General features: G+C 36.8%; 13 protein-coding genes. 6 read left to right on the top strand and 7 right to left on the bottom strand.

What is annotated here, in order from left to right:
* Positions 1 to 145 precede the first annotated feature (145 nt).
* The 6 genes from V7719_RS03470 to V7719_RS03440 all read left to right on the top strand — a co-directional run bounded on the left by V7719_RS03470 (position 146) and on the right by V7719_RS03440 (position 15127).
* The gene (locus V7719_RS03470) at positions 146 to 5059 is read left to right on the top strand and encodes a GEVED domain-containing protein (RefSeq protein WP_335728462.1); all 4914 of its coding nucleotides are present in this window, start codon (positions 146 to 148) and stop codon (positions 5057 to 5059) included.
* 395 nt (positions 5060 to 5454) lie between these two features.
* The gene (locus V7719_RS03465) at positions 5455 to 10299 is read left to right on the top strand and encodes a T9SS type A sorting domain-containing protein (protein ID WP_335728461.1); all 4845 of its coding nucleotides are present in this window, start codon (positions 5455 to 5457) and stop codon (positions 10297 to 10299) included.
* 273 nt (positions 10300 to 10572) lie between these two features.
* Positions 10573 to 10734: a DUF5522 domain-containing protein gene (locus V7719_RS03455; RefSeq protein ID WP_335728460.1), complete on the top strand. Its 162-nt coding sequence runs from the start codon at positions 10573 to 10575 to the stop codon at positions 10732 to 10734.
* Positions 10734 to 12734 carry a urocanate hydratase gene (locus V7719_RS03450; RefSeq protein WP_335728459.1) on the top strand — a complete coding sequence of 667 codons (2001 nt, stop codon included), beginning with the start codon at positions 10734 to 10736 and terminating at the stop codon, positions 12732 to 12734. The genes V7719_RS03455 and V7719_RS03450 overlap by 1 nt, the downstream gene beginning before the upstream one ends.
* A gap of 19 nt (positions 12735 to 12753) precedes the next feature.
* Entirely contained in the window at positions 12754 to 13317 is a 564-nt protein-coding gene (locus tag V7719_RS03445) for a DUF4136 domain-containing protein (protein ID WP_335728458.1), read from the top strand.
* A gap of 130 nt (positions 13318 to 13447) precedes the next feature.
* Positions 13448 to 15127: a SulP family inorganic anion transporter gene (locus V7719_RS03440; protein ID WP_335728457.1), complete on the top strand. Its 1680-nt coding sequence runs from the start codon at positions 13448 to 13450 to the stop codon at positions 15125 to 15127.
* A 59-nt stretch (positions 15128 to 15186) separates the two neighbouring features.
* Here V7719_RS03440 and V7719_RS03435 read toward each other — a convergent pair whose 3' ends face one another.
* The 7 genes from V7719_RS03435 to paaZ all read right to left on the bottom strand — a co-directional run bounded on the left by V7719_RS03435 (position 15187) and on the right by paaZ (position 23883).
* A complete protein-coding gene (locus V7719_RS03435; RefSeq protein WP_335728456.1) occupies positions 15187 to 15558 on the bottom strand; it encodes a hypothetical protein in 372 nt (123 codons plus the stop codon).
* Between the two features lie 82 nt (positions 15559 to 15640).
* The gene (locus V7719_RS03430; protein WP_335728455.1) at positions 15641 to 16486 is read right to left on the bottom strand and encodes a hypothetical protein; all 846 of its coding nucleotides are present in this window, start codon (positions 16484 to 16486) and stop codon (positions 15641 to 15643) included.
* 97 nt (positions 16487 to 16583) lie between these two features.
* A complete protein-coding gene (locus tag V7719_RS03425) occupies positions 16584 to 18635 on the bottom strand; it encodes an alpha-ketoacid dehydrogenase subunit alpha/beta (protein WP_335728454.1) in 2052 nt (683 codons plus the stop codon).
* An 85-nt stretch (positions 18636 to 18720) separates the two neighbouring features.
* On the bottom strand, positions 18721 to 20028 hold the full coding sequence (locus tag V7719_RS03420) for a dihydrolipoamide acetyltransferase family protein (protein ID WP_335728453.1): 1308 nt from the start codon (positions 20026 to 20028) through the stop codon (positions 18721 to 18723).
* A 2-nt stretch (positions 20029 to 20030) separates the two neighbouring features.
* Positions 20031 to 20627, bottom strand: coding sequence for an acyltransferase (locus tag V7719_RS03415; protein WP_335728452.1), 597 nt, complete (start codon positions 20625 to 20627; stop codon positions 20031 to 20033).
* Between the two features lie 2 nt (positions 20628 to 20629).
* On the bottom strand, positions 20630 to 21382 hold the full coding sequence (locus tag V7719_RS03410) for an enoyl-CoA hydratase/isomerase family protein (RefSeq protein ID WP_335728451.1): 753 nt from the start codon (positions 21380 to 21382) through the stop codon (positions 20630 to 20632).
* A 2-nt stretch (positions 21383 to 21384) separates the two neighbouring features.
* Entirely contained in the window at positions 21385 to 23883 is a 2499-nt protein-coding gene (gene paaZ, locus V7719_RS03405; protein WP_335728450.1) for a phenylacetic acid degradation bifunctional protein PaaZ, read from the bottom strand.
* Positions 23884 to 24078 lie beyond the last annotated feature (195 nt).

Here is a 24078-nt window from a genome sequence, read left to right as displayed (position 1 = left end):
GATATGTTATACTTATTAAAAGACAGTTTTATCTGACAAACAATAAGTTACATTTTTAAAACGAGTCCCTACAGATCGTCAATTTTAAGCCTACGCTCAAATCATAGTTTTATGATTTGGATTTGTTATGCCTAAAAGTGAATCTATGATGAAAAAATTACTATTCTTCTCGATTTTTATATTTTTTTTAAGCTTTGGTTTGCAAGCTCAGGTTACTATTGATATTGATATACCTGATGACTATACATTTATTGTTCCTTGTGACGTTACGTCCATTACCGTAGAAATTTGGGGTGCTGGTGGCGGAGGCTATGGCGACAACAATAATGACAACATCATTGGCAGAGGTGGTGGTGGCGGTGCTTACTCTACTGCTATTTTACCCGTTAATGGCGGAGATATTATAAACCTTACAGTTGGAGCTGGAGGCATTTTTGGATCACCAGTTGGTGGAGATGGCGGTAATACCTCATTTTCAACATTAATTGCTAATGGCGGAACTGGTGGTGATATAAATACTGGTGGTATTGGAGGCACAGCATCTGGTGGAGACACTAATTTACCTGGTACTAATGGAAATACCGTTGGAGGAGTCTCTCCAAATGGGTTCTCAGGCGGTAACGCAGGAGGTCCGGGTGGCGGTATTGGAGGAATTGGTGGCGGCAATGGCAATGATGGTAATCCGGGGAATATTCCTGGTGGTGGAGGTGGTGCCTCAGGAGATAGATCTGGAGGTTCTGAAAATGGAGGTGCTGGAGCTAATGGACGCGTTAGCATTACTTTTACCACAGCTTTATCTGCTTATTGTACCTCAACATTTACTATCGTTGAGCCAATAACCAATGTTACTTTTGCAGGTATTAACAACACAACATCTAACACCGTTAATGGCTCTTCAGATACTGAAAGCTTTTGTGATATTGCTACTGTAATACAAGGCAATACAACTAATCAAATAACTATTAAAGGAAATACTGCAGGTAATTTTGACAACTATATTAGAGCTTATTTTGATTGGGATCAAGACGGAACATTTGGAAATAATGCTAATGAAATATACGATTTAGGCATAATTACTAACTCTACAGGTAATGATACTGCAACGTTAACATCCAACATATCTGTTCCTGTAACTGCAACTGTTGGTAATACTAAAATGAGGATTACTAAAAATTATAATGCATATGTTACTGGACCATGTGCTAATCATGCCTACGGTCAATCAGAAGACTATATAGTAAATGTGGTTGCTCCTGCACCTTGTACAACGCCAACTGCACAACCAATAGCATTATTTTTAACACCTTCTGGCACTACAATTGTAGGATCTTTTACAGCTTCCAACCCAGTTGCGGATAACTATTTGGTTTTAGTAAGCGCTTTAAACACACCTCCTACTTTTGCTCCAGTAAATGGAAACACTTACAATATAGGAGCGGCTTATGATGTTAATTATACTGTTGTTGATAATGATACCAACACAACTTTTACAGCTACTGGATTAACACCATTAACAGCTCATTATTTTTACATATATGCTTTCAACTCTATTTGTTCAGGTGGTCCTTTATATTATACTGTTAACCCTCTTACTGGAAATACGACCACTTTAGTAGCCGATTATTGCGAGCCAACCTCTGATGATTCAGACGGTCTTTACATTAATAATGTAGCAATAGTTGGGTCTTTATCTGATCCACCTGCAAATGCTTCTACATTTAGCACATCACCAAATGGGTATCAAGATTTTACTTCATTAACTAATATTGCTGTTCAAGCACAAGGTGAAGCACTTAACGTACTTGCTTATAGTACTGGAGAAATCCTTTTAAGAGGAACTTGGAAAGCGTGGGTAGACTGGAATGTTGATGGTGATTTTGATGATGTTGGAGAAGAGGTTTATAATTTACAAGGATTCGCAGGTAGTAGTGTGACTTTTGGTTTTATTATTCCATTAACTCAAACACCAGGTAATTACAGAATTAGAATTCGAGTAAATAACGGACTCGATATTGTAGGAATTAATGGATTTGAAAACTTTGGTTTTAATTTTACGTCATGTGATAATTTTTCAACTGCAGCATCATCTCCAAAATATTGGGGAGAGACGGAAGATTATCTTATTTCTGTTATACCAACATGTAGCGGTGTTATAAATACGGTAATTGATGGTGAAACCTGTGGGCCTGGGTCAGTTAACCTAGCTGTTACTGGAAACGGAACGTCCTATAATTGGTATGATACTGAAACTCCGGGAACTGGAACATTGTTAGAGACTAATGCTGGCAGCTACACTACAGATCCATTAACCAACACAACCTCTTATTGGGTTACGGCAAACAATGGAATCTGTGAATCGGTCACTAGAACCGAAGTAATAGCAGAGGTTAATTCATTACCTACGCTAACATTTACACAGTCAGCCACTTCAATTTGCGGCAATGATATTGTTGCTATAACTGCTGGTGGCGATACTGAAGTTGTTTATCTTTTAGATGAAGATTTTGAAGGTGGAGGATTAGGTGTATTTGAAAATATAAATACTGATACTAACAATGCCGCCACTGACAATAAAACTAGATTTCAAAACCAAACTAGTGTACATATTCCTAATACTAATGTTTGGTTTCCTGCAATTTCGTCAGGATTTGGTGCTGATAATTTTGCTTTAGGTTTATCTGACGCCTCAGACCCTGACTATCCTTCTGTTCCTGTTGAGAACTCTCTAACCTTAACAAACGGTGTTGATACAAATGGATTTACAAATTTAACTTTAGAATTAGACTTTTATTATTCAAGGTTCTTTCCTACTGGAATTAACCCAACTGATGAATACGCAACCATAGAACTCTCTACTGATAATGGTGCCTCATACCCAACTGTGCTTCAAACTTTTACTGAAAACACAGGTATAGCCTCTAATTTTATTAGCCTTTCTTATAATCTGACACCTTATATTGATACTAATGATTTAAAAATTAGAGTAAGACTTTATTCCTTTGCTGGAGCAGGTTGGCTACCCGATGGAATAGCAGTTGATGACATTAAAATATATGGAGACAAACCTCTTAACACTGCATTTGATTGGAATGTAACTGTTGATGCTTTTTCAGATCCAGCTGCTACAATACCTTACATTTCAGGCACAAGTGTTCCAGTACCAACTATATATGTTAACCCAACTTCTGGGCAATTAGGAAGCAATAATACATTTACATTTACTGCCAGTGCAATCTTATCTAATGGCTGTAGTGCTAGTCAAGATATTACAGTTACTAATAACACCAAAATCTGGAATGGCTCTCAAGGCACTTCGACATGGAACGATCCAAACAATTGGTCGCCCACTGGTATTCCCACATCAGATAATTGCGTTATCGTTAAAGGTGTCGGAATTTTACCAGACCCAACCATATTAGGCCCACCTTTACCTCCTACACCAGCTTATGCAAGAAATTTAACGGTAAAAGCCGATGGGTATTTGGAATTACAATCCTCTACATCATTAACAGTGACCGATTGGATTACAATAGAACCAACTGGGACTTTAGATGTTAGAAGTAGCGCTAATTTGGTGCAAATAACCAATGTCGCTACAAACAATAATACAGGTAGTATCAATATGCAAAGGGAAGTTACTGGTTTAAGTTCTTCTGATTATGTGTATTGGGCATCAGCCGTTGAAGGCTTTGGAACTTTGGGAGTTTCTCCTGGAACCAATGCGACTCATGTTCTTGAATGGAGACCAACTGTAGGTGGTATTTATGGTGAATGGCAAACCTCCATAGAAAACATGATATCTGGAAAAGGTTATGCAATAAGAGGACTAACTGGAACTACTACTGCAAATACTGCAGAATTCTCTGGAAGACCAAGTAATGGCATTATCAATAGAGCTATTACTAGAGGTAATTATACTGGAACAGATTATCCTGGACCAGGATCAACAGTGGCGACGGCTATAGATGACAACTGGAATCTTGTGGGTAATCCATTCCCTTCATCGATTTACGCAGATACATTCATTACAATGAACGCCTCTAACATAATTGATGATTTAGATCCATCAATATCTGGAACAGTTTATCTTTGGAGACATCTATCGGCTCCAAGCAATGCTGTAACAGATCCTTTCTATGGAGATTATGTGTATAACTATAATCCAAATGACTACGTCGCTTATAATTTAACGGGATCTACTCCCATTGGGTTTGATGGTTTCATAGGTGCAGGTCAGGCATTTTTCGTATTGATGGATAATGCTGCAACTAGCCCGTCTAATCTTGTATTTGATAATACGATGAGAAGTGGCGTGTATGGCAATGATCAATTTTACCGATTAGATAATTCGGCAGATGAAGACACAACGGTAGTCGAAAAAAATAGAATTTGGTTAGATTTAATAGATAACAATAACAATGCAATTTCTATTCTTGTTGGTTATATTTCAGGAGCAACCAATGAGAAAGATCGATTATTTGATGGCAACGAGTTATCAGGAACCAGCACGCTTTTTTACTCATTAGTTGAAAATGAAAAGATGTCCATTCAAGGACGATCGCTTCCTTTCAATGTTAATGATACTGTCACTCTTGGATTTGAAATTCCTCAAAATGGTAATTACAGCATTGCTATTAATAATATTGATGGATTATTTGAAACGACTAATCAAGATATTTTCTTGGAAGACACCTTTACACATACAATCCATGACCTTAGATTAAGTGCGTATAGTTTTACATCAGAATCAGGAACTTTTAATGATCGTTTTATTCTTCTATATACGGATACTACATTATCAACAAATGAACCTGAGTCACTTGACGGACTATCTATAATAGCACCAGACGGGAAATATATAAAAATAGAATCAACACTAAGTCCTATTGAACTTACAATGATATATGATTTAATGGGTAGAGTTGTTATAGATACAAAATATGCTAATAACCCATCAGAGTTGAGAATAGAAACAAATCACCTATCTAGTGGAAGCTACGTCGTCAAAGTAACACTTACAGATGGCAAAGAAAAAACACAAAAGGTTATTCTTAAGTAGCAAATAAAAAAAATCATTCAAAGACCTTAATTAACATTAAGGTCTTTTTTTGTAAAACAATTTTTAACCGTAAGTAAATTCATACTTAAAGAATTAAATTATGTTTAAAAATATGATATTCTTCTCTTATTACCCATATACCATCTAATAGTTATAAAAAAATGTTAAATTTGAAATATATTTTCAGTATATTTTGTCATTAAATCCTAAATCAATAATAATAACTCTATTTTATATTAGTTTTTAGTTAACAGGATATAGAATAGAATCCCCAAAATTCTACTTTTGACTTTACACTATTTGTTGTGGCTAAATTTATTTAACTATTGCACCTTATTAGAGAAGAAATTTATTTCTTAATTAGCATTCAATAAGACGCTTTAATATAAATACAAATGAAACACCATTACACAAATTTTGTTTTCACATCTAAAACAAACTATAGATTTCTTATCTTCTTATTTATTTGCTCTTTTACCCAATATAGTTTTGGCCAAGGTAATACTTGTGGAGCAGCTACTCCAATAACTTTAAATGGCGCATGTCTAACACCTACAATATCAGATGCTGTAGATACAGCAGGTTACCCTACATGTGGTGGAAATAATCGAGAAGGCTGGTTTACATTTACTGTAACCGGAGGTCCTATGGATGTAACCGTAAGTGGAATACTTGCTGGGGATAGAGATTTAGTGTTACAAGTTTTCTCTGGAAATTGTGCTTCATTAGTATCAGCTGGATGTGTTAATGCAGCTGGGAATACAGGTGATGAAACATTAACTATTACTAATCTTGCTAATGGTACTTATTTTTTATTAGTAGCTGATGAAAGAGGAGGTAATTCAGATATGGATTTAACTCAACTTTGTGTAACAGGTATCACAATTGTACCAGCTAACGATACATGTAGTGGCGCAACCTCCCTTACATCTAATGCTACTTGCATACCTACTACCGGCTCTACAACAGGCGCAACAGATAATAACGAAACTGGTGACTGTACAAATGGTATCGAAAATGCTGTTTGGTTTTCTTTTATAGCGACAGCAGCTTCTCATACCGTTATAGTAGATGGAGTTGCAGGATTTAATGCTGTGGTTGGAGTAATCTCTGGCTGTGGCACTAACACAAGACCTGCTGGTGGAGCCTGTACAAACAGTACTGTTGATGATGGTATCGAAACATTAGATCTGGCAGGTCTAACAATTGGAAACACCTATTATATTCAAGTATATGATTTCAATGGTGACCAAACAGCAAATGCTTTTGATATTTGTGTTTTAGATCCTCCTCCAGGACCAGCAAATGATGAATGTGCTGGTGCCTTTGGGTTGACAGTAAATACTGATCTTAACTGTGGCGTAACGACAGCAGGAACCACTGTTTCTGCTACCCCATCAGCTCAAGCCGATGATGTAACAGGAACACCAGATAATGATGTTTGGTTTAGCTTTGTTGCAACAACTGCACAACATCGCGTTTCATTACTAAATGTTACTGCAATTATTGGCACAAGTACTGATATGGGCATTGGTGTTTATGATGGTTCTGCGGGTTGCACTGCATTAACTTTTGTAGCTACCAGTGATCCAAACACCCTAGACTTAACAGGTTTAACACCTACTAATACATATTATGTTAGAATTTATGGTTGGTTTGCAGGTCCTGGAGCTCAAACTAATTTTGATGTCTGTGTTGGATCACCACCACCACCACCACCACCACCAGGAAATGATGAATGTGCTAGCGCCCTTGGGTTGACAGTAAATACTGATCTTAACTGCGGAGCAACAACAGCAGGAACTAATGTTTCTGCAACCGCATCTTCACAGCCTGATGATGTATCAGGAACACCTGATAATGATGTGTGGTTTAGTTTTGTTGCAACAGATGCACAACATCGCGTTTCATTACTAAATGTTACTGCAATTATTGGCACAAGTACTGATATGGGCATTGGCGTTTATGATGGTTCTGCGGGTTGCGCTGCATTAACTTTTGTAGCTACCAGTGATCCAAACACCCTAGACTTAACAGGTTTAACACCTACTAATACATATTATGTTAGAATTTATGGTTGGTTTGCAGGTCCTGGAGCTCAAACTAATTTTGATGTCTGTGTTGGAACTCCTCCTCCTCCTCCTTCAAATGATACTTGCGCAACTGCTATTACGCTTGCTATAGACATATCATGTGCTTATACAACTTACACTAACGCAAGTGCGTTAGACAGTGGTGTTACTAATCCTGGATGCGGATTCTACTCAGGAGGCGATGTGTGGTTTACGATAACCGTACCACTAAGTGGTGAAATAACGGTAGATACCGAACCCGGTGTAATTACCGATAGTGGTATGGCTATTTACTCTGGCACTTGTGGTGCCCTTACATTAATTGAATGTGACGACGACGACAGTGCTAATGGACTGATGTCTAGCATTGCTTTAACGGGAAGAACACCTGGTGAAGTCTTATATATTCGTTTGTGGGAATATGGTAATAACAATAATGGAGCTTTTGGAATATGTGTCACATCGCCTACGCCTCCTGTTATTTGTGCTGGTGGAAGCGGTACCATAAATTCTGGAGTTGCCTGCTTTGGATCAACCAGTTTGGGAGATTCTATTGCTGGTAATTTAACAGCAAGTACAGATTTAACAGCTGATCGACCAATCATATTTATTGATGATACTGATGGTTGTGCCTTTATAACCGGAACTACATCAAACTACACAACTGTAGATTTTACAGTAACGGTTTCTGGCACGTATTCATTTGCCTCAGAATCCACATTTGATATCATGGGTTATATTGTCATTAATACACCTACGCCATTTATACCTGGTTCTTGTACAGATGGAACTTGGGTCACTGGTGATGACGACAATGGTATTGGTTTACAAGCAGAACTCATTGCAAACTTAACAGCAGGGACGACCTATACGTTGGTTACGACAGTATATGGTTTTTCAAGCACAACTATTACAAGCCCTTTCACATGGAATGTTACTGGTCCTGCAACAGGAACCGAATGGTATACTGCACCAACTGGCGGAACTGCTTTTGGTACAGGTACTCCATTTAATCCAGTAGGCGTTGTTGGTTCTGGTTTATTAAATACTAATACGGCTGGTACCTATACGTTCTATTCTGCTTGCTCCAGTGACCCTAATTTTAGAGTTCCAGTGGATTTTGTTATTGAACCCTTACCTACAGCAGATATTTCTGGAAGCGCAACAGCATGCGGAGGCAGCTTAGATTTAACGGTAACTCTTACAGGAACCCAACCATGGAGTTTTACTTATACCGATGGAACAACTCCAGTAACAATAACGGGAATTACGACATCACCATATGTATTTAGCGTAACACCTTCTGGATCTCCAACATACACTCTTACCGATGCTTACGACATCAATTGTACAGCAATTCCAGTTGGTTTAACAGGAAGCGTTGTAGTGACTTCTGGCAAAACTTGGGATGGTTCTGTAAATACAGATTGGAACACCGCTAACAATTGGACACCAGCTGGTGTACCTACCAGCGCAGATTGCGTATCAATACCAAACAACGGTGTGCAATGTATTGTTTCAAACACGACATCTGCTGACGCTTATAATTTAACCATACAAAATGGAGGTAACCTTTTAGTTCAACCAAGTGGCGCAATTACAGTACAAGACGTTGTTACTGTCAATGCAACTGGGACATTTGTTCTAGATGGCTTTGAAAATGATACAGGAAGCTTAATTCAAGTTAATGACGTTGCTAATTCTGGTGAGATTACTATGCGAAGAGAGTCTTTTATAAGGAGACAAGATTATGTGTATTGGTCAACTCCATTGGCTAATTTCCCTTTAGCCAGCGTGTCCCCAACGACAACTGCAACTTTAATAAGTGAATGGATCCCTTCTATTGATAGACCAGATGGTCCTCCACCTCAAAATGTCCCAAATGATTATGGAGAATGGGTAAACGCAACTGGCAATATGATTAATGGAAAAGGTTATATAATTAGAGGTCCTAGCGCATTTGATAATGACATTGCAGCTTGGTTTTCGGCAACATTTGTGGGTAATCCTAATAATGGAACTATTGGAAAACCTATTGTAAGAGGAACCTACACAGGTACTAATTATAGTGGAGTAGGTGGGCCTGTGACTAGCGATGATGACAACTGGAATTTAGTTGGAAACCCATATCCATCAGCCATAGATGCAAATGCATTTTTAGCTTTCGCTGGAAATGATGTCATTGATGGCACCGTATATTTATGGACTCATGGAACCAAAATACAATTAGGTGCTGGAAGTCCATTTTATGGTAATTATGCTTATAATTATAATGTATCAGATTATTTAGAGTATAATTTAAGTGGTGGAACGCAAAGTGGGTTTGATGGACTTATTGGTTCTGGTCAAGGGTTTTTCGTACTTATGGAAGAATCTCCTAACTCTACTATAAATGAAACGCTAACGTTTAATAATTCTATGAGAAGCAGTACATTCCGTAATGACCAATTCTTTAGAACCTCAAATGATTATGACGTAGAGGCGCAAAAAGACAGAATTTGGTTAGACTTAGTAACGCCTTCAGAAAATACGAGTACAACATTAGTTGCGTATGTGGAAGGTGCAACTAATGAGTATGATAGACTATATGACGCCTCAACTATTGGAGGAACTGGTAAAAGTTTATATTCTATTTTAGGGGATGAACCCTTAATAATTCAAGGTAGAAACTATCCTTTAGATGTCAATGATCAAGTACTTCTTGGAATGCTTATTGAAGAGCCAGGAATTCATGCCATAGCTATTCATGGCCTTGATGGCTTATTTGTAAATGATCAAAATATCTATTTAGAAGATCTGGAATTAAATATCATTCACAACTTAAAAACTTCACCGTATACCTTTACACAGACTGAATTAGGAAATTTAGATGATAGATTTATATTAAGATATACAGATGAAACTCTAGGAGTCAATGAATTTCAAAATAATCCTTATGTAACTATCATTGCTCCAAAAGGAAAGTATGTTAAAGTACAATCAAACAAAGAGTTATTAAAAACGGTAATGATTTATGATTTATTTGGCAGGGTATTAATAGAAGCAAATAACATATATCAAAATGAATTTGTTTTTGACAATTTAAATCTTTCCGATGGTGCATATATTGTTAAAGCAGTATTAAATGATAACCGAGAGAAATATCAAAAAATAATTCTCAAATTATAAATAACCAACAAATGCCCAAAAAGACCTTGATTTTAAATAATTAAGGTCTTTTTCATTTAAATACGCTTCTCGTTAAAAGGAAATTTTGAGATATGCATGATGCCAATTCTTCATCTTGATTAATCTCACTATTGGTTTTCAAATACTGAAATTTCAGAAATATAAAGGGTGAAATAGTGATTCCTACATATCCTCTTGGTACTATATGTTTTGAAATTAAAACCATATGAATCAACAATCAAAAATCTTTCCAATTTACATTATCTTTGTCATATGAAGAAGATAATTCCAGTGGAAGAAGGAGATTATTATGTAACACCTGAGGGTTACCGATGTTTTACAGAACAATACCATTTAAAAAGAGGCTATTGTTGTGAAAGCGGCTGTAGACATTGCCCTTATGGTTTCGATAAAAATACTTTAAAAAAAAAGTAATGCCAACAACAACATTATCATTTCAAGACCAAATAAAAGAAGGAATACCTAACATTCTGCCAGAACCTAAAGCATATGATGCTTCAATTAATCATGCGCCAAAGCGAAAAGCTATTTTATCTTCAGAAGAACAAAAATTAGCACTTAAAAATGCATTGCGTTATTTCGATAAGTCTCAACATGAAATTCTATTGCCGGAATTCAAACATGAATTAGACACTTACGGAAGAATTTACATGTATCGTCTGCGTCCTGATTACAAAATATATGCTAGACCAATTGATGAGTATCCTGCGAAATCAAAACAAGCAGCAGCTATCATGCTTATGATTCAGAACAATTTGGATTATGCTGTAGCTCAACATCCTCATGAACTCATTACTTATGGTGGTAACGGAGGCGTTTTTTCAAATTGGGCTCAATACAGATTAACGATGAAGTACTTATCTGAAATGACAGATGAACAAACTTTAACTATGTATTCTGGTCACCCAATGGGCTTATTTCCAAGTCACAAGCAAGCACCAAGAGTTGTTGTCACTAACGGGATGATGATACCAAATTACTCTAAACCAGATGATTGGGAAAAATTTAATGCTTTAGGCGTTACACAATATGGACAAATGACAGCCGGAAGCTATATGTATATTGGTCCGCAAGGTATCGTTCATGGTACAACGATAACTGTTTTGAATGCTTTCAGAAAAATTAAAAAATCTCCAACAGGAAATCTGTTTGTTACTTCTGGACTTGGCGGAATGTCGGGAGCGCAACCAAAAGCAGGCAATATTGCAGGCTGTATTACGGTTTGTGCAGAAGTCAACCCAAAAATTACTCAAGTCCGATTAGATCAGGGTTGGATTGACGAAAAGATTACAGATTTAGACGAATTAGTCGCTCGAGTTAATAAAGCTAAAGCAGAAAAAGAAACTATTTCTATTGCTTACTTAGGGAATATCGTAGATGTTTGGGAAAAATTTGACCAAGATAACATTCATATCGATTTGGGAAGTGACCAAACATCACTTCATAATCCTTGGGCTGGTGGTTACTATCCTTCAGACATATCTTTTGAAGAAGCAAATGATATAATGGCAAATAACCCTAAACTATTTAAAGAAAAAGTCCAAGAGACATTACGTCGCCATACATCAGCAATAAATAAACACACCGCAAAAGGCACTTATTTTTTCGACTACGGAAATGCTTTTCTACTAGAAGCTTCAAGAGCTGGAGCAGATATCATGGCTGATAATGGCATTGATTTCAAATACCCATCTTATGTTCAAGATATTATGGGCCCCATGTGTTTTGATTACGGATTTGGACCTTTCAGATGGGTTTGTGCTTCAGGAAAACCAGAAGATTTAGCAAAAACGGATACTATAGCTTGCGACGTATTAGAAGACATAAAGAAAAATTCACCTGACGAAATTCAGCAACAAATGGCTGATAACATTCAATGGATTAAAGGTGCACAAGAAAACAAGCTAGTCGTTGGCTCTCAAGCCAGGATTTTATATGCTGATGCCGAGGGACGAATGAAAATAGCGGAAGCGTTCAATATGGCTATTGCTAAAGGAGAGATAGGGACTGTGATTTTAGGTCGTGATCATCACGATGTCTCAGGAACCGATTCTCCCTATAGAGAAACCAGCAATATCTATGATGGCTCGAGGTTTACTGCTGATATGGCTATTCACAATGTAATTGGCGATAGTTTTAGAGGTGCAACTTGGGTAAGCATTCACAATGGTGGAGGAGTTGGCTGGGGAGAAGTTATTAATGGAGGTTTTGGTATGGTTCTTGATGGTAGTGAAGAGGCATCACAGCGTTTAAAATCAATGCTTTTCTGGGATGTTAACAACGGAATTGCAAGACGAAATTGGGCCAGAAACGAAGGTGCAATTTTTGCTATTAAACGTGCTATGGAAATAGAACCAAATTTAAAGGTCACCATTCCAAATAAAGTAAATGAAGACTTATTAAACTCGTTATAACCATTAAACAAAAAAGGATATGAAAAAATTACTTAAATTGTTACCAATTGTCCTGATAGTATTGGCAATCACATCATGCAGCTCTATAAGAGTTGCTGCCGACTACGACAAAAATGCTGAATTTAATAACTATAAAACTTTCGCATTCTTTAAAACGGGAATCGATAAAGCAGAAATTAGCGACCTTGATAAACGTAGAATCCTTCGTGCTATAGAAACTGAATTATTAGCTCAAGGTTATACTAAATCTGAAAATCCAGACTTACTAGTCAGTATCTTTACTAAATCCCAACAACGTGTAAACGTTTACAACAACTCTTGGGGTGTTGGTGGCTGGGGTTGGGGAGGCTGGGGAGGCTATGGACCTGGCTGGGGCTATGGTTGGAATAATCAACCATCAGTATCCACACGAACTGAAGGAGTCCTTTATGTAGATCTTATTGACGCAAATAAAAAAGAATTGGTTTGGCAAGGTATGGGAACTGGACTTTTAACGCAGAGAAGTGTTGAAAAGAAAGAGGCTAGAATCAAAGAATTTGTAACGAAAATTATGGAGAACTATCCACCTGAATTAGCACAGTAGAAACATCTAATGTATCAACATATACTGAACACCAATGTAAAACGACATTGGTGTTTTTTTATGTAAACAAGTCTATACTTCAAATTTCATTTCTAAAACGCTATATTTGCCGACTTTTAAACGGAGTGCTATGATATTAGGTCAAACAACCAGAAAAAACTTTACGCAAAACCCCAAAAACGATATCCTTTCAGGATTAACAGTAGCTTTAGCTTTGGTGCCAGAAGCCGTAGCTTTTGCATTTGTTGCTGGTATTCCTCCTCTAGTTGGACTATATGGAGCATTTATGATGGGAATAGTAACCGCGCTTTTTGGTGGACGTCCAGGAATGATCTCTGGAGCAACTGGAGCAATGGCAGTTGTAATGGTTCATTTGATTCAAAAAGGAAATGAAGTTGGTGTAAATCTAGACACACCAATTGATCAACTTGGTTTACAATGGCTTTTTATAACCCTACTATTTGTAGGCGGAATTCAAATCCTAGCAGGTATTTTAAAACTAGGAAAATTTGTCCGACTTATACCGCATTCCGTAATGATGGGGTTCGTAAATGGATTAGCTATAGTTATATTTATTTCTCAACTAGGCATGTTTCCAAACGCCGTACCAAAAGATATTTCAATTTTAAGTCATACCTCGGAATGGTTTTCTGCTTTATTTACCAATGCATCATTTTGGAAAATGATGGGCTTTATTGGATTAACCATGGGAATTATGTTTGGCCTACCTAAGCTCACAAAAAAGGTTCCTGCAGCACTAGTTGCTATTATAGTTGTGGCCTGTATTACCATTTTTGGTGGATTAGAAGTAAGCACAGTTGGTAGCTTTATAGTAGAAAAAGGCGGAAGCGGTCTTGAAGGTGGTTTACCAACCTTTCAAGATCAAATTTTTGGTTTATTTGGCACATTGGATGGTCACTTCATAAGCACAATTCTTCCTACTGCGTTTATACTTGCTGCCATTGGACTTATCGAATCTTTAATGACTCTTAATTTAATTGATGAGTTAACTGAAACAAGAGGAAACGGAAATAGAGAATGTATCGCTCAAGGTGGAGCTAATATGCTTAACGGATTCTTTGGAGGAATGGGTGGTTGTGCTATGATTGGTCAATCAATTATTAATGTAGATTCTGGTGGTCGAGGCCGATTATCTGGAGCAATTGCTGCTATAGCATTACTTTGCTTTATATTATTTGGAGCACCTCTAATTGAACAAATTCCTATTGCCGCATTAATTGGTGTTATGTTCATGGTAGTTATAGGAACATTTGCTTGGAGTAGTTTTAGAATTATTAGAAAAATTCCTTTATCTGATGCTATCGTTTTAATTGCCGTATCTGCCATTACTGTATGGAAAGATTTAGCAGTTGCAGTAATAGCTGGTGTTATTATTTCTGCTCTTGTATTCGCATGGAAAAACGCTACCATGATTAGAGCTCGCAAACGTATTCAACCCGATGGAACTAAAACATATGAAATTTGGGGTCCTTTATTTTTTGGCTCTATTCAAAATTTTAACTCCAAATTTGACATCAAAGATGATCCTAAAAATGTGGAAATAGATTTTGTAGAATCTCGAGTTAGTGACCATTCAGCAATAGAAGCAATTTTCAATTTGGTGAATAAATATGAAGCTGAAGGTAAGTCCATCAAGCTTAAACACTTAAGCTCTGATTGCAAAACATTAATGTATAAAGCTAGTCCAAAATTTATAGAGGTTATCGTTGAAGACATAGATGATCCAAGATATCATTTAGCAGCCGACCCTGAAAAGTTCACCAAGCCGCTTTCAGAATATAACATATAGAAAAAGGACCATAATAAATTAATTTATTATGGTCCTTTTAAATTTAAAGCAAAACTAATTTATTTTGCTGAAGTTTTTTTTATGTAGATATCGTATTGTTCTATAGATAAAACCTGTTTTAATTTTAGGTTAATATAAGTTTGCATTTTTTCTTTTTTTATAGCTTTATCTGCTGGATCTTTAACACTATCAATACCGTTCATTTTTCTCTCCATTGATGAAAAAATATTATATATTTTTTCTTTTTGATCAGCTTCTAATTTGTTAGTTCTTGCTAACATATTAACAATTTGATTCGTCTTCTCTTTAGGAGAATTTTGAATTGTTGTATTAGAAGATACTGTTTGAGAATCTGTTTTTGTTTGAGCAAAAGACAATTGGTTTCCAGCAAATAAAAAACATGCTACGCTTAATAATAATAGTTTTTTCATAATATTATTTAATAAATTAAAGGTTCAATATACGAAATTTGTTTTATCAAAACTATCACTTCTAAGAAATAAAAACACTGGTCTATAACAAGCCCAAAACAGGTAAATGATCAGACTGTAAAACACTAGCATCATAATTTGGCGGAATTAGTGTATTGGCAGGTTCCTTACTATCAAAAATATAGTCTCCTCCTCTGCTGCCTTTAAGAACTCCTTCTTGACCATCACTCCATTCTCCATCAGCTTGACAACAAGAATAAACAAAATTATTAATTGCTATTTGAGTATCAATTTCTGCGTCTTCAAACGGTGCCCATTCATTTTGAGACATATTATCTGTATTCCAATCCCATCCCGTTTCATTAAAATCACCAACAGCTACGATACGGTATTTTTTTTCAGAATCCCTTAGGCATAAGCCCTTTAATATATTGCTTAAATACTTTTGTAATTTATCAAAAGTATAGCCATGAGGATTATGAACATTGATGAAAATAACACCTCCATCTGTATTCTTTTCTTTTAAAATAAGAATATGAAATGGTCTATCTTCTTTAAATTCACCTTTAAACTCATCTGTTAATGAAAATCTGTTATCATTATAAAAACTAGCCATTTCGCTTCTACCAGACTTACTATGCACATTACCCATCTTCTTTAATGTGTTTTTGGCAGCAACTTGTAAAAGATACCAGTGACTAGCTTCTTGACATCCTACCAAATCTAGTTCAGAAGCATTTATTGCTTTAGGAATACCATCAATCATATGTGCCATGTTTTGCCCACAAATAGTAAGTTTAGTATCTCCTATATAAGCACACTTTCTCCCCAAGGCTCCAGCTGACCCACCAGAATAGTGGGTCATAGCTTGGAATGAAATATTGTAAGAAAGTACAATTAATCGATTAGTATGTTTAGAAAATGCCATATCCATTACCCTTTTATAGAATATAAAAGTAGGTATCGCGAGCTGAAGCATTAAAAGCACAATATCCTGAAATCAAAAACAGGTATATTTACGCCAATCAATAACTCAATAGTCGCTCAATCTTTTCTTTAACTTTTTCCGTAGAAGGAATCATAGTTTCCTCTAATATTGAGTTTAATGGAATCGCTGGCATATTCTCGCTGCCAATAGTCATAACTGGTGCATCCAAATATTTAAAGCATTCTTCTTGAATTTTTCCTGCCAAAGCTCTAGCAAAACTATTATTACTTGGCTCTTCTGTTACCACCAAACACTTTCCTGTTTTTTTAACTGATGTCATAATGGTATCCTCATCAAGAGGGAATAAGGTTCTCAAATCGATAATTTCTATCTGGCCTCGCATTCCTAATTCACCAGACGCATTATAAGCCCAATGCACACCCATCCCATAGGTTACAATCGTCAAGGTTTCAACATCTTCTTGCTTCCAAATTTCTTGTAAAACCCAAGCTTTACCAAATGGCAATACATAATCTTCAGAGGGCTCTACAGAAGTTGCTGTTAGTGTACCTGGTACTTTTGACCAATACAAGCCTTTATGTTCTAAAATCACCACTGGATTCGGGTCGTAATAAGCTGCTTTCATCAAGCCTTTTAAATCGGCTCCATTACTCGGATACGCTATTTTGATTCCGCGAATATTAGTAATCACACTTTCTACAGAAGATGAATGGTATGGCCCACCACTTCCATAAGCGCCAATTGGTACACGCAAAATCATACTTACAGGCCATTTTCCGTTAGAGAGATAACAACTACGGCTTACTTCCGTAAATAACTGATTAAGTCCTGGCCAAATATAATCGGCAAATTGGACCTCAACAATGGGCTTCAATCCAACAGCACTCATCCCAACCGTCGAACCTACAATAAAAGCTTCTTGAATTGGTGTATTGAACACTCTATCATCTCCAAATTTTTGAGCTAAAGTTGCAGCTTCCCTAAACACACCGCCAAGTCGCCCACCAACATCTTGTCCGTAAACCAGACACTCTTTATGTTTACGCATGAGTTCTTCAACTGCGAATAATGCACAGTCTACCATCACCACTTTATCAGCGCCTTCGGGAGACCGAATTCCTTTTTCTTCAGTAATTGGCGTTGGCACAAAATCGTTCGTAAACAAATCTTCAGGTTTAGGATCTTCAGCTTGCAATGCTTTTTCAAAATCGGACTGAACTTTCGCTTTCGCTAAATTTTCAATGGCATCAACCTCCTCGGAAGTAAATCCGTTATCCAATAATTGTTGCTTTATTACTGGGTAAGGATCACGAGATCTGGCTTCTTCCAAGTCATCACGATACCATTCCATACGAACACCTGACGTATGGTGATTTAATAACGGAACATTCGCATGCACCAAAAACGGTCGTCGTTCTTTACGAATAGTTGCTATAACCTTTTCAACAGCTTCATAGCTCTCTATAAAGTTAGCGCCATCTATAGAAATCGCCTCCAATCCATGAAATCCTTTTGCATATTCAAAAGCATTTTGAGCTCTGGTTTCTGCTGCATTAGCCGAAATATCCCAACCATTATCTTGCACCAAATATAAAATAGGCATTTGCTTTAAAGCCGCCATTTGAAAGGCTTCGGCAATTTCACCTTCGGTTACCGAAGCATCACCTAAACTACAAACAACTAAGGGTAAATCCTGAAGGGTTTTATCGTCTAAATCTTGTAATTCCTTATACTGCATTCCCATGGCAACGCCAGTTGCAGGAATAGTTTGCATACCAGTTGCAGAGGATTGATGTGGAATTTTAGGCTTATCATCATCTTTTAAACTCGGATGCGCATAGTAAGTTCTTCCTCCAGAAAACGGATCGGCTTTTTTTGCTAATAATTGCAACATTAAATCATAAGGTTCTAACCCAAATGATAATAACATCGCATCATCTCGATAATACGGAAATGCATAATCTTGAGGCAACAATTGCATTCCTAAAGCGGTTTGAATTGCTTCATGGCCTCTAGATGTGGCATGTACATATTTAGAAACCTGCTTGAAATTAGCTTCGTATAATTCTGCCATAGCTTTAGCAGTGCACAAGTTTGAAAATCCTTTTTTTAATATGTCTTTATTCATAATTATCTTGTCTATCATTGCGAGGAGAGAAACGACATTGCAATCTCATATTAGATGCTTCGCTTCGCTCTGAATAACAATTCCCTTATATTTTTCTATCGACATCAAATTGCTCAAAATAATCAGCAACGCGACGCACAAAACTTCCTCCAAGAAATCCATCGACAACCCTGTGATCAAATGATAACGACAAATACATCATACTTCTAATGGCAATTTCATCGCCTTTTTCCGAAGTAATAACTTCAGGTCGCTTCTTGATGATTCCTAAAGCAAGAATAGCCACTTCTGGCTGATTGATGATTGGTGTTCCCATGACACTTCCGAAGGTTCCAACATTAGAGATGGTGAATGTACCTCCTTGAATATCGTCTGCTTTTAAGTTGTTTTCTCTAGCCTTTTTTGCGAGTTCATTAACATCTGCTGCCAAAGTTTTCAAATCTTTTGTATCAGCATTTCTGACTACTGGGACAATTAAATTTCCGCTTGGCAAGGCAGTCGCCATACCAATATTAATAGGCTCTTTAACAATAATATTTTTACCATCGACTGAGGCGTTGATATTAGGAAAATCTTTCACTGCATTAGCTACAGCTTCGACAAATAAAGGCGTAAACGTTAAACGTTCTCCATGCTTTTCTTGAAAAGCAACTTTGTTAGCATTTCTCCAACTCACCATATTGGTTAAATCTGCTTCCACATAAGCTGTAACGTGAGGTGATGTGTGTTTTGAATACACCATATGATCTGCAATCATTTGACGCATACGGTCCATCTCGATCACTTTGCCCTTTCCTTTATCAAAGTTCAACTGCGGAATACGATACGCTGTTGGGTCTTTTTCTGCAACTGGTTGCGCGAATTTGTATGGCCGACCATCTTCTATATACTGAAAAACGTCACTTTTACGTAAACGATCTTCATGACCAGTCGCTGGAATTCTAGCTAATTCTTCAAAACTAATATGATGCGCTTTGGCAATTTTTAGTATTAATGGCGAAAAGAACAAATTTGAGTTTGATAGACTAAATTGGGCGGAAGATACAACAGGAGTTGGTTTTGGTCTTTTTGGCTCTTTTGGTTTTTTTGCCTTGGTTTGTTCAGCTTTGGTATCTGTTTTTTTAGATTGTTTTTTAGATTCGGAAACTTGGCCATCAGTTCTAATTATGGCAATTGTTTCTCCAATTTTAATGACATCATTAGCATCATATAAAATGGCTTCGATAACTCCTGTAACAGTTGAAGGCACTTCAGAATCTACTTTATCTGTAGCTACTTCCAAAAGCATTTCATCATCTTCAATGGTATCACCAACATTTTTAAACCATGTAATTATGGCTGCTTCAGTAATACTTTCTCCCAATTTGGGCATTTTAAATTCAACTTTCGACATAATTATTTTTTCATAAAATCACGAAGTGTTTTATAAACATCTTCTTGAATTTTCATATTTTCGGGAACCTCTCTTAAAGGTTCTACTTCTTTTAAACTCTCATGACAATCTGCTGGTAATTGTTGGTATAACTGTGTGCCTTTTGTTTTCCAAGCAATCATATCGTCGGTTACTTCTTTAATCACCTTTGCAGGATTACCGACTACTAAGCTTCGTTTCGGAATGACAGTTTCAGCTTTCACAAAAGCCATGGCTCCTATGATGCACTCATCTCCAATTTCGGCATCGTCCATAATAACGGTATTCATACCAATGAGGCAATTTCTCCCCAAATTAGCTCCATGTATAATGGCTCCATGACCAACATGTGCGCTCTCTTTAAGTGTGATTGATTTTCCTGGAAACATATGTATCGTACAGTTTTCCTGAACATTGACACCATCTTCTAAAATAATTTGTCCCCAATCTCCGCGAATCGCAGCACCTGGACCGATATAACAGTTTTTGCCAATAATGACATTTCCCGTTACAGCTGCCAAAGGATGCACGAAACTACTTTCGTGAACAACTGGTGTATAGCCTTTGAAACTGTAAATCATTCTTATTTAAATCCTTTTAATTTCTCTTTTGTAAACTCAGACAATACTAATCGTCCACTCGTTTGCGCACGTTCAGCTAGTAAGTCATCCCAATCATCTGTTCCTTTCCAGAACACTTTTTTTATTTCCAACATTGCTTCAGTATTGTAGGTACATAAATGTTCAGCTGTTGCTTTTACAGCTTCATCAAGTTCTTCTGTACTATCATAGACATGTGTAAATAGGCCTTTCTGTTTTGCCCATTCTGCAGGATAAAATGAATTCGCATCGATAGCAATTTGAGACATGGCACTCAATCCCATTTTGCGCTCAATCGCAGGTCCAACCACAAATGGTCCAATACCAATATTTAATTCACTCAATTTGATTGCAGCGAATTTTGTTCCCATACAATAATCTGTTGAAGCGGCAAGACCTACGCCGCCGCCAACAGTTTTTCCTTGGATACGACCAATGATAAACTTCGGACATTTACGCATCGCGTTAATCACATTAGCAAACCCAGAGAAGAACACTTTTCCTGTATCTGCATCATTAATGTTAATCAATTCCTTAAAGCTTGCTCCAGCGCAAAACGTTCGGTCACCTCCACTTTTTAAAACAATGACTTTAATCTCATTATTCGCTCCTGCTTCAGTAATTGTTTGCGCTAGTTCTGCTAATACATCTCCAGGCAAAGAATTGTGTGCAGGATGAAAAAACTCTATGTATCCTACTTCGTTTTCTATGTCTATTTTTACGTATGGTTGTGTCATAATTATATCAATCCAAATTGTTCAAAGTGATGATTTAAGTGTTTTCTCTCCATTAAATACCATTCATATTTATTCAATTCTCCAAAAACCATATTACTTAATGTCGCCTCTGGATTTTCTTTAAAATAATTTAAGTAAGCTTCTCTTTGTGCTTTAAACATTTCTATCGCCGTTGCCAAATCAGGATGTTTTAAAGTATCAAGTGTATTTTTTTCTAATAAAGGAAATCTTGAATTCATTGGGAACTTATTATAGTTATACAAACTATTTTTAACCTTCTCTAATATTTTTTCAGGCGTAGACACTTCAAAATCTTGTATCTCTCCAGTTGCAATTTTATAAGTAAATTCTAAATGCTCAATCATGTGCTGAGGCGTCATAATTCCCCATTTCGGTTTTGCATCCTCTGCAAGGCTAAATAAACATTCAGTAATTTTGTCTTCAGTCATTTCAACAAAGACTTCTTGTTTCTTTTGAACCATCGTTAGAATTGTTGCAATCGCTACTAGTTCATCTTCGGCATCAAACACTTCAACATACCATTTTACGATGCCGCTTGGATGTTCTGCGGAAGCCACATCACGATCAACTTTTTGCTTACAAGTCAATCTTACATAAACTGTATCATTGTGATATAATGGTCTTAAAAAACGACAATCTTCTAATCCGTAGTTTGCCGCTACAGGTCCTTTATTTGGATATACAAATAATCCAGCTGCAGCTGAAATAATGAAATAGCCATGTGCTGTCCTTTTTTCAAAAATACTTCCGTCTAAAGATGTGATATCAGTATGTGCATAGAAATGATCCCAAGTCAAATTAGCAAAGTTGATAATATCAGTATCTGTGAATGTACGCTTGTGTGTTTTAAGCGACATTCCTGGTTGGATATCTTCCCAATGGTATTTAAATGGATGCTGTTCTGCCTCTTTATATTTTGCGTTTTGCTGATAAATCCCAGTAATCTCTGTAATTGTAGTTGGAGAACCTTGAATCGCAGTACGCTGTAAGTAATGTTTAATACCTCGCATACCTCCCATTTCTTCACCTCCTCCAGCACGTCCTGGTCCACCATGAACCAAGTAAGGCAATGGCGAACCATGCCCTGTGCTTTCTTTCGCGCTTTCGCGATTGAGCACTAATATTCTTCCGTGGTGACTTGCAGCATTAATGACATAATCTTTAGCAATTTTATCATCATTAGTCGCAATTGATGACACTAAAGAACCTTTTCCCATTTGTGCCAATAAAATAGCTTCCTCTAAATTTTTATATGGCATAATGGTACTTACTGGACCAAATGCTTCACGTTCATGAATGACCGTATTTTGGAATGGATGGTCTGCTCTCAATAAAATCGGGCTAATAAAAGCGCCTTTCTTAGCATCTGCTCCAATCGTTTCAATTTTATCTAAATCGCCATAGACAATTTGTGCTTCTTTTGCCAAATCGTTTACTGAATCTCTTACCGCTTGAACTTGTTGATGACTTACTAGTGACCCCATTCTGACTTCTTTTAATCTTGGATCGCCTATCGTAACTTTGTCTAAAGCTTTCCCTAAAGCAATTTGAACATCTTCAATTAAAATTTCAGGAACGATAATACGTCTAATCGCAGTACATTTTTGCCCTGCTTTAACGGTCATTTCTTTTCTAACTTCTTTGATGAATAAATCAAATTCTGGTGTTCCAGGCACAGCATCTTCACCTAGAATAGAAGCGTTTAATGAATCGGCTTCCATTGTAAATGGTACAGATTCTTGAATTAATCTTGGATGGGCTTTAAGCAATCTTCCTATTCGTGCTGAACCCGTAAAAGTGATTACATCTTGAGATTCTACAGTATCCAATATGGTTTTAACCGTTCCGTTAATAATTTGTAATGCTCCTTCTGGTAAAATACCTGAAGCAATAATTTCACGTGCAACAGCTTCAGCCAAATATGATGATGAAGGTGCTGGCAACACTACAGCTGGAACTCCTGCCATCCAATTGACGGCACATTTCTCTAACATTCCCCAAACTGGGAAGTTAAAAGCATTGATATGCACAGCAACACCTTTTTTAGGTACCATGATATGATGTGCCATAAAGCGTCCGCCACGAGATAAATCGATAGCATCACCTTCAACGTGATAGGGTTGATTAGGAAATAGTTTTCTCAACGAAGCATTGGCAAATAAGTTCCCGAAACCACCTTCAATATCTATCCAACTATCTACTTTTGTAGCGCCTGTTCTATAACTTAATTTATAAAAGGCATCTTTGTGCTTTGTAAGATATAATGCTAACTTTTTCAGCATATTCCCTCTTTCTTGAAAGGTCATTTTACGAAGTTGCTCGCCTCCTTTTGTTCTTCCATAATGCAGAATTTCAGGAATATCTAGTCCTTCAATAGCGACACTTGTAAAAGCTTCACCTGTAACAGCATCTAGAATTGGCGTTCCTTCTTCTTTTCCTGTTGTCCAATTACCTTGGACGTAATGTTGTATTTTATTCATACTTTTTACTTTATGGTGGATCCCGCATCAAGTGCGGAATGACAAATCGTTTTTATTTACCAAAATTAAATATTGTAATATTCTTAAATGGTAAATGCGTTAGCGATTGAGGCTTTGTTGAAGCTCCTCGCAGAGAGCAACTGCCGAAAGCGCGACCAAGACGATGGTTTTGGCATGTCTTGGTACCGCCCAAAT

This window comes from Psychroserpens sp. (assembly GCF_036960315.1).
Lineage (GTDB): Bacteria > Bacteroidota > Bacteroidia > Flavobacteriales > Flavobacteriaceae > Psychroserpens.
This window is presented reverse-complemented; position numbering and strand designations above follow the sequence as displayed.

What these genes read in the sequence shown, in the direction of transcription:
- V7719_RS03455 (WP_335728460.1), top strand. Translation starts at nt 10,573, where the DNA reads ATGAAGAAGATAATTCCAGTGGAAGAAGGAGATTATTATGTAACACCT.
- V7719_RS03415 (WP_335728452.1), bottom strand. Translation starts at nt 20,627, where the DNA reads ATGATTTACAGTTTCAAAGGCTATACACCAGTTGTTCACGAAAGTAGT.
- V7719_RS03450 (WP_335728459.1), top strand. Translation starts at nt 10,734, where the DNA reads ATGCCAACAACAACATTATCATTTCAAGACCAAATAAAAGAAGGAATA.
- V7719_RS03440 (WP_335728457.1), top strand. Translation starts at nt 13,448, where the DNA reads ATGATATTAGGTCAAACAACCAGAAAAAACTTTACGCAAAACCCCAAA.
- V7719_RS03420 (WP_335728453.1), bottom strand. Translation starts at nt 20,028, where the DNA reads ATGTCGAAAGTTGAATTTAAAATGCCCAAATTGGGAGAAAGTATTACT.
- paaZ (WP_335728450.1), bottom strand. Translation starts at nt 23,883, where the DNA reads ATGAATAAAATACAACATTACGTCCAAGGTAATTGGACAACAGGAAAA.
- V7719_RS03470 (WP_335728462.1), top strand. Translation starts at nt 146, where the DNA reads ATGATGAAAAAATTACTATTCTTCTCGATTTTTATATTTTTTTTAAGC.
- V7719_RS03410 (WP_335728451.1), bottom strand. Translation starts at nt 21,382, where the DNA reads ATGACACAACCATACGTAAAAATAGACATAGAAAACGAAGTAGGATAC.
- V7719_RS03430 (WP_335728455.1), bottom strand. Translation starts at nt 16,486, where the DNA reads ATGGCATTTTCTAAACATACTAATCGATTAATTGTACTTTCTTACAAT.
- V7719_RS03425 (WP_335728454.1), bottom strand. Translation starts at nt 18,635, where the DNA reads ATGAATAAAGACATATTAAAAAAAGGATTTTCAAACTTGTGCACTGCT.
- V7719_RS03445 (WP_335728458.1), top strand. Translation starts at nt 12,754, where the DNA reads ATGAAAAAATTACTTAAATTGTTACCAATTGTCCTGATAGTATTGGCA.
- V7719_RS03435 (WP_335728456.1), bottom strand. Translation starts at nt 15,558, where the DNA reads ATGAAAAAACTATTATTATTAAGCGTAGCATGTTTTTTATTTGCTGGA.
- V7719_RS03465 (WP_335728461.1), top strand. Translation starts at nt 5,455, where the DNA reads ATGAAACACCATTACACAAATTTTGTTTTCACATCTAAAACAAACTAT.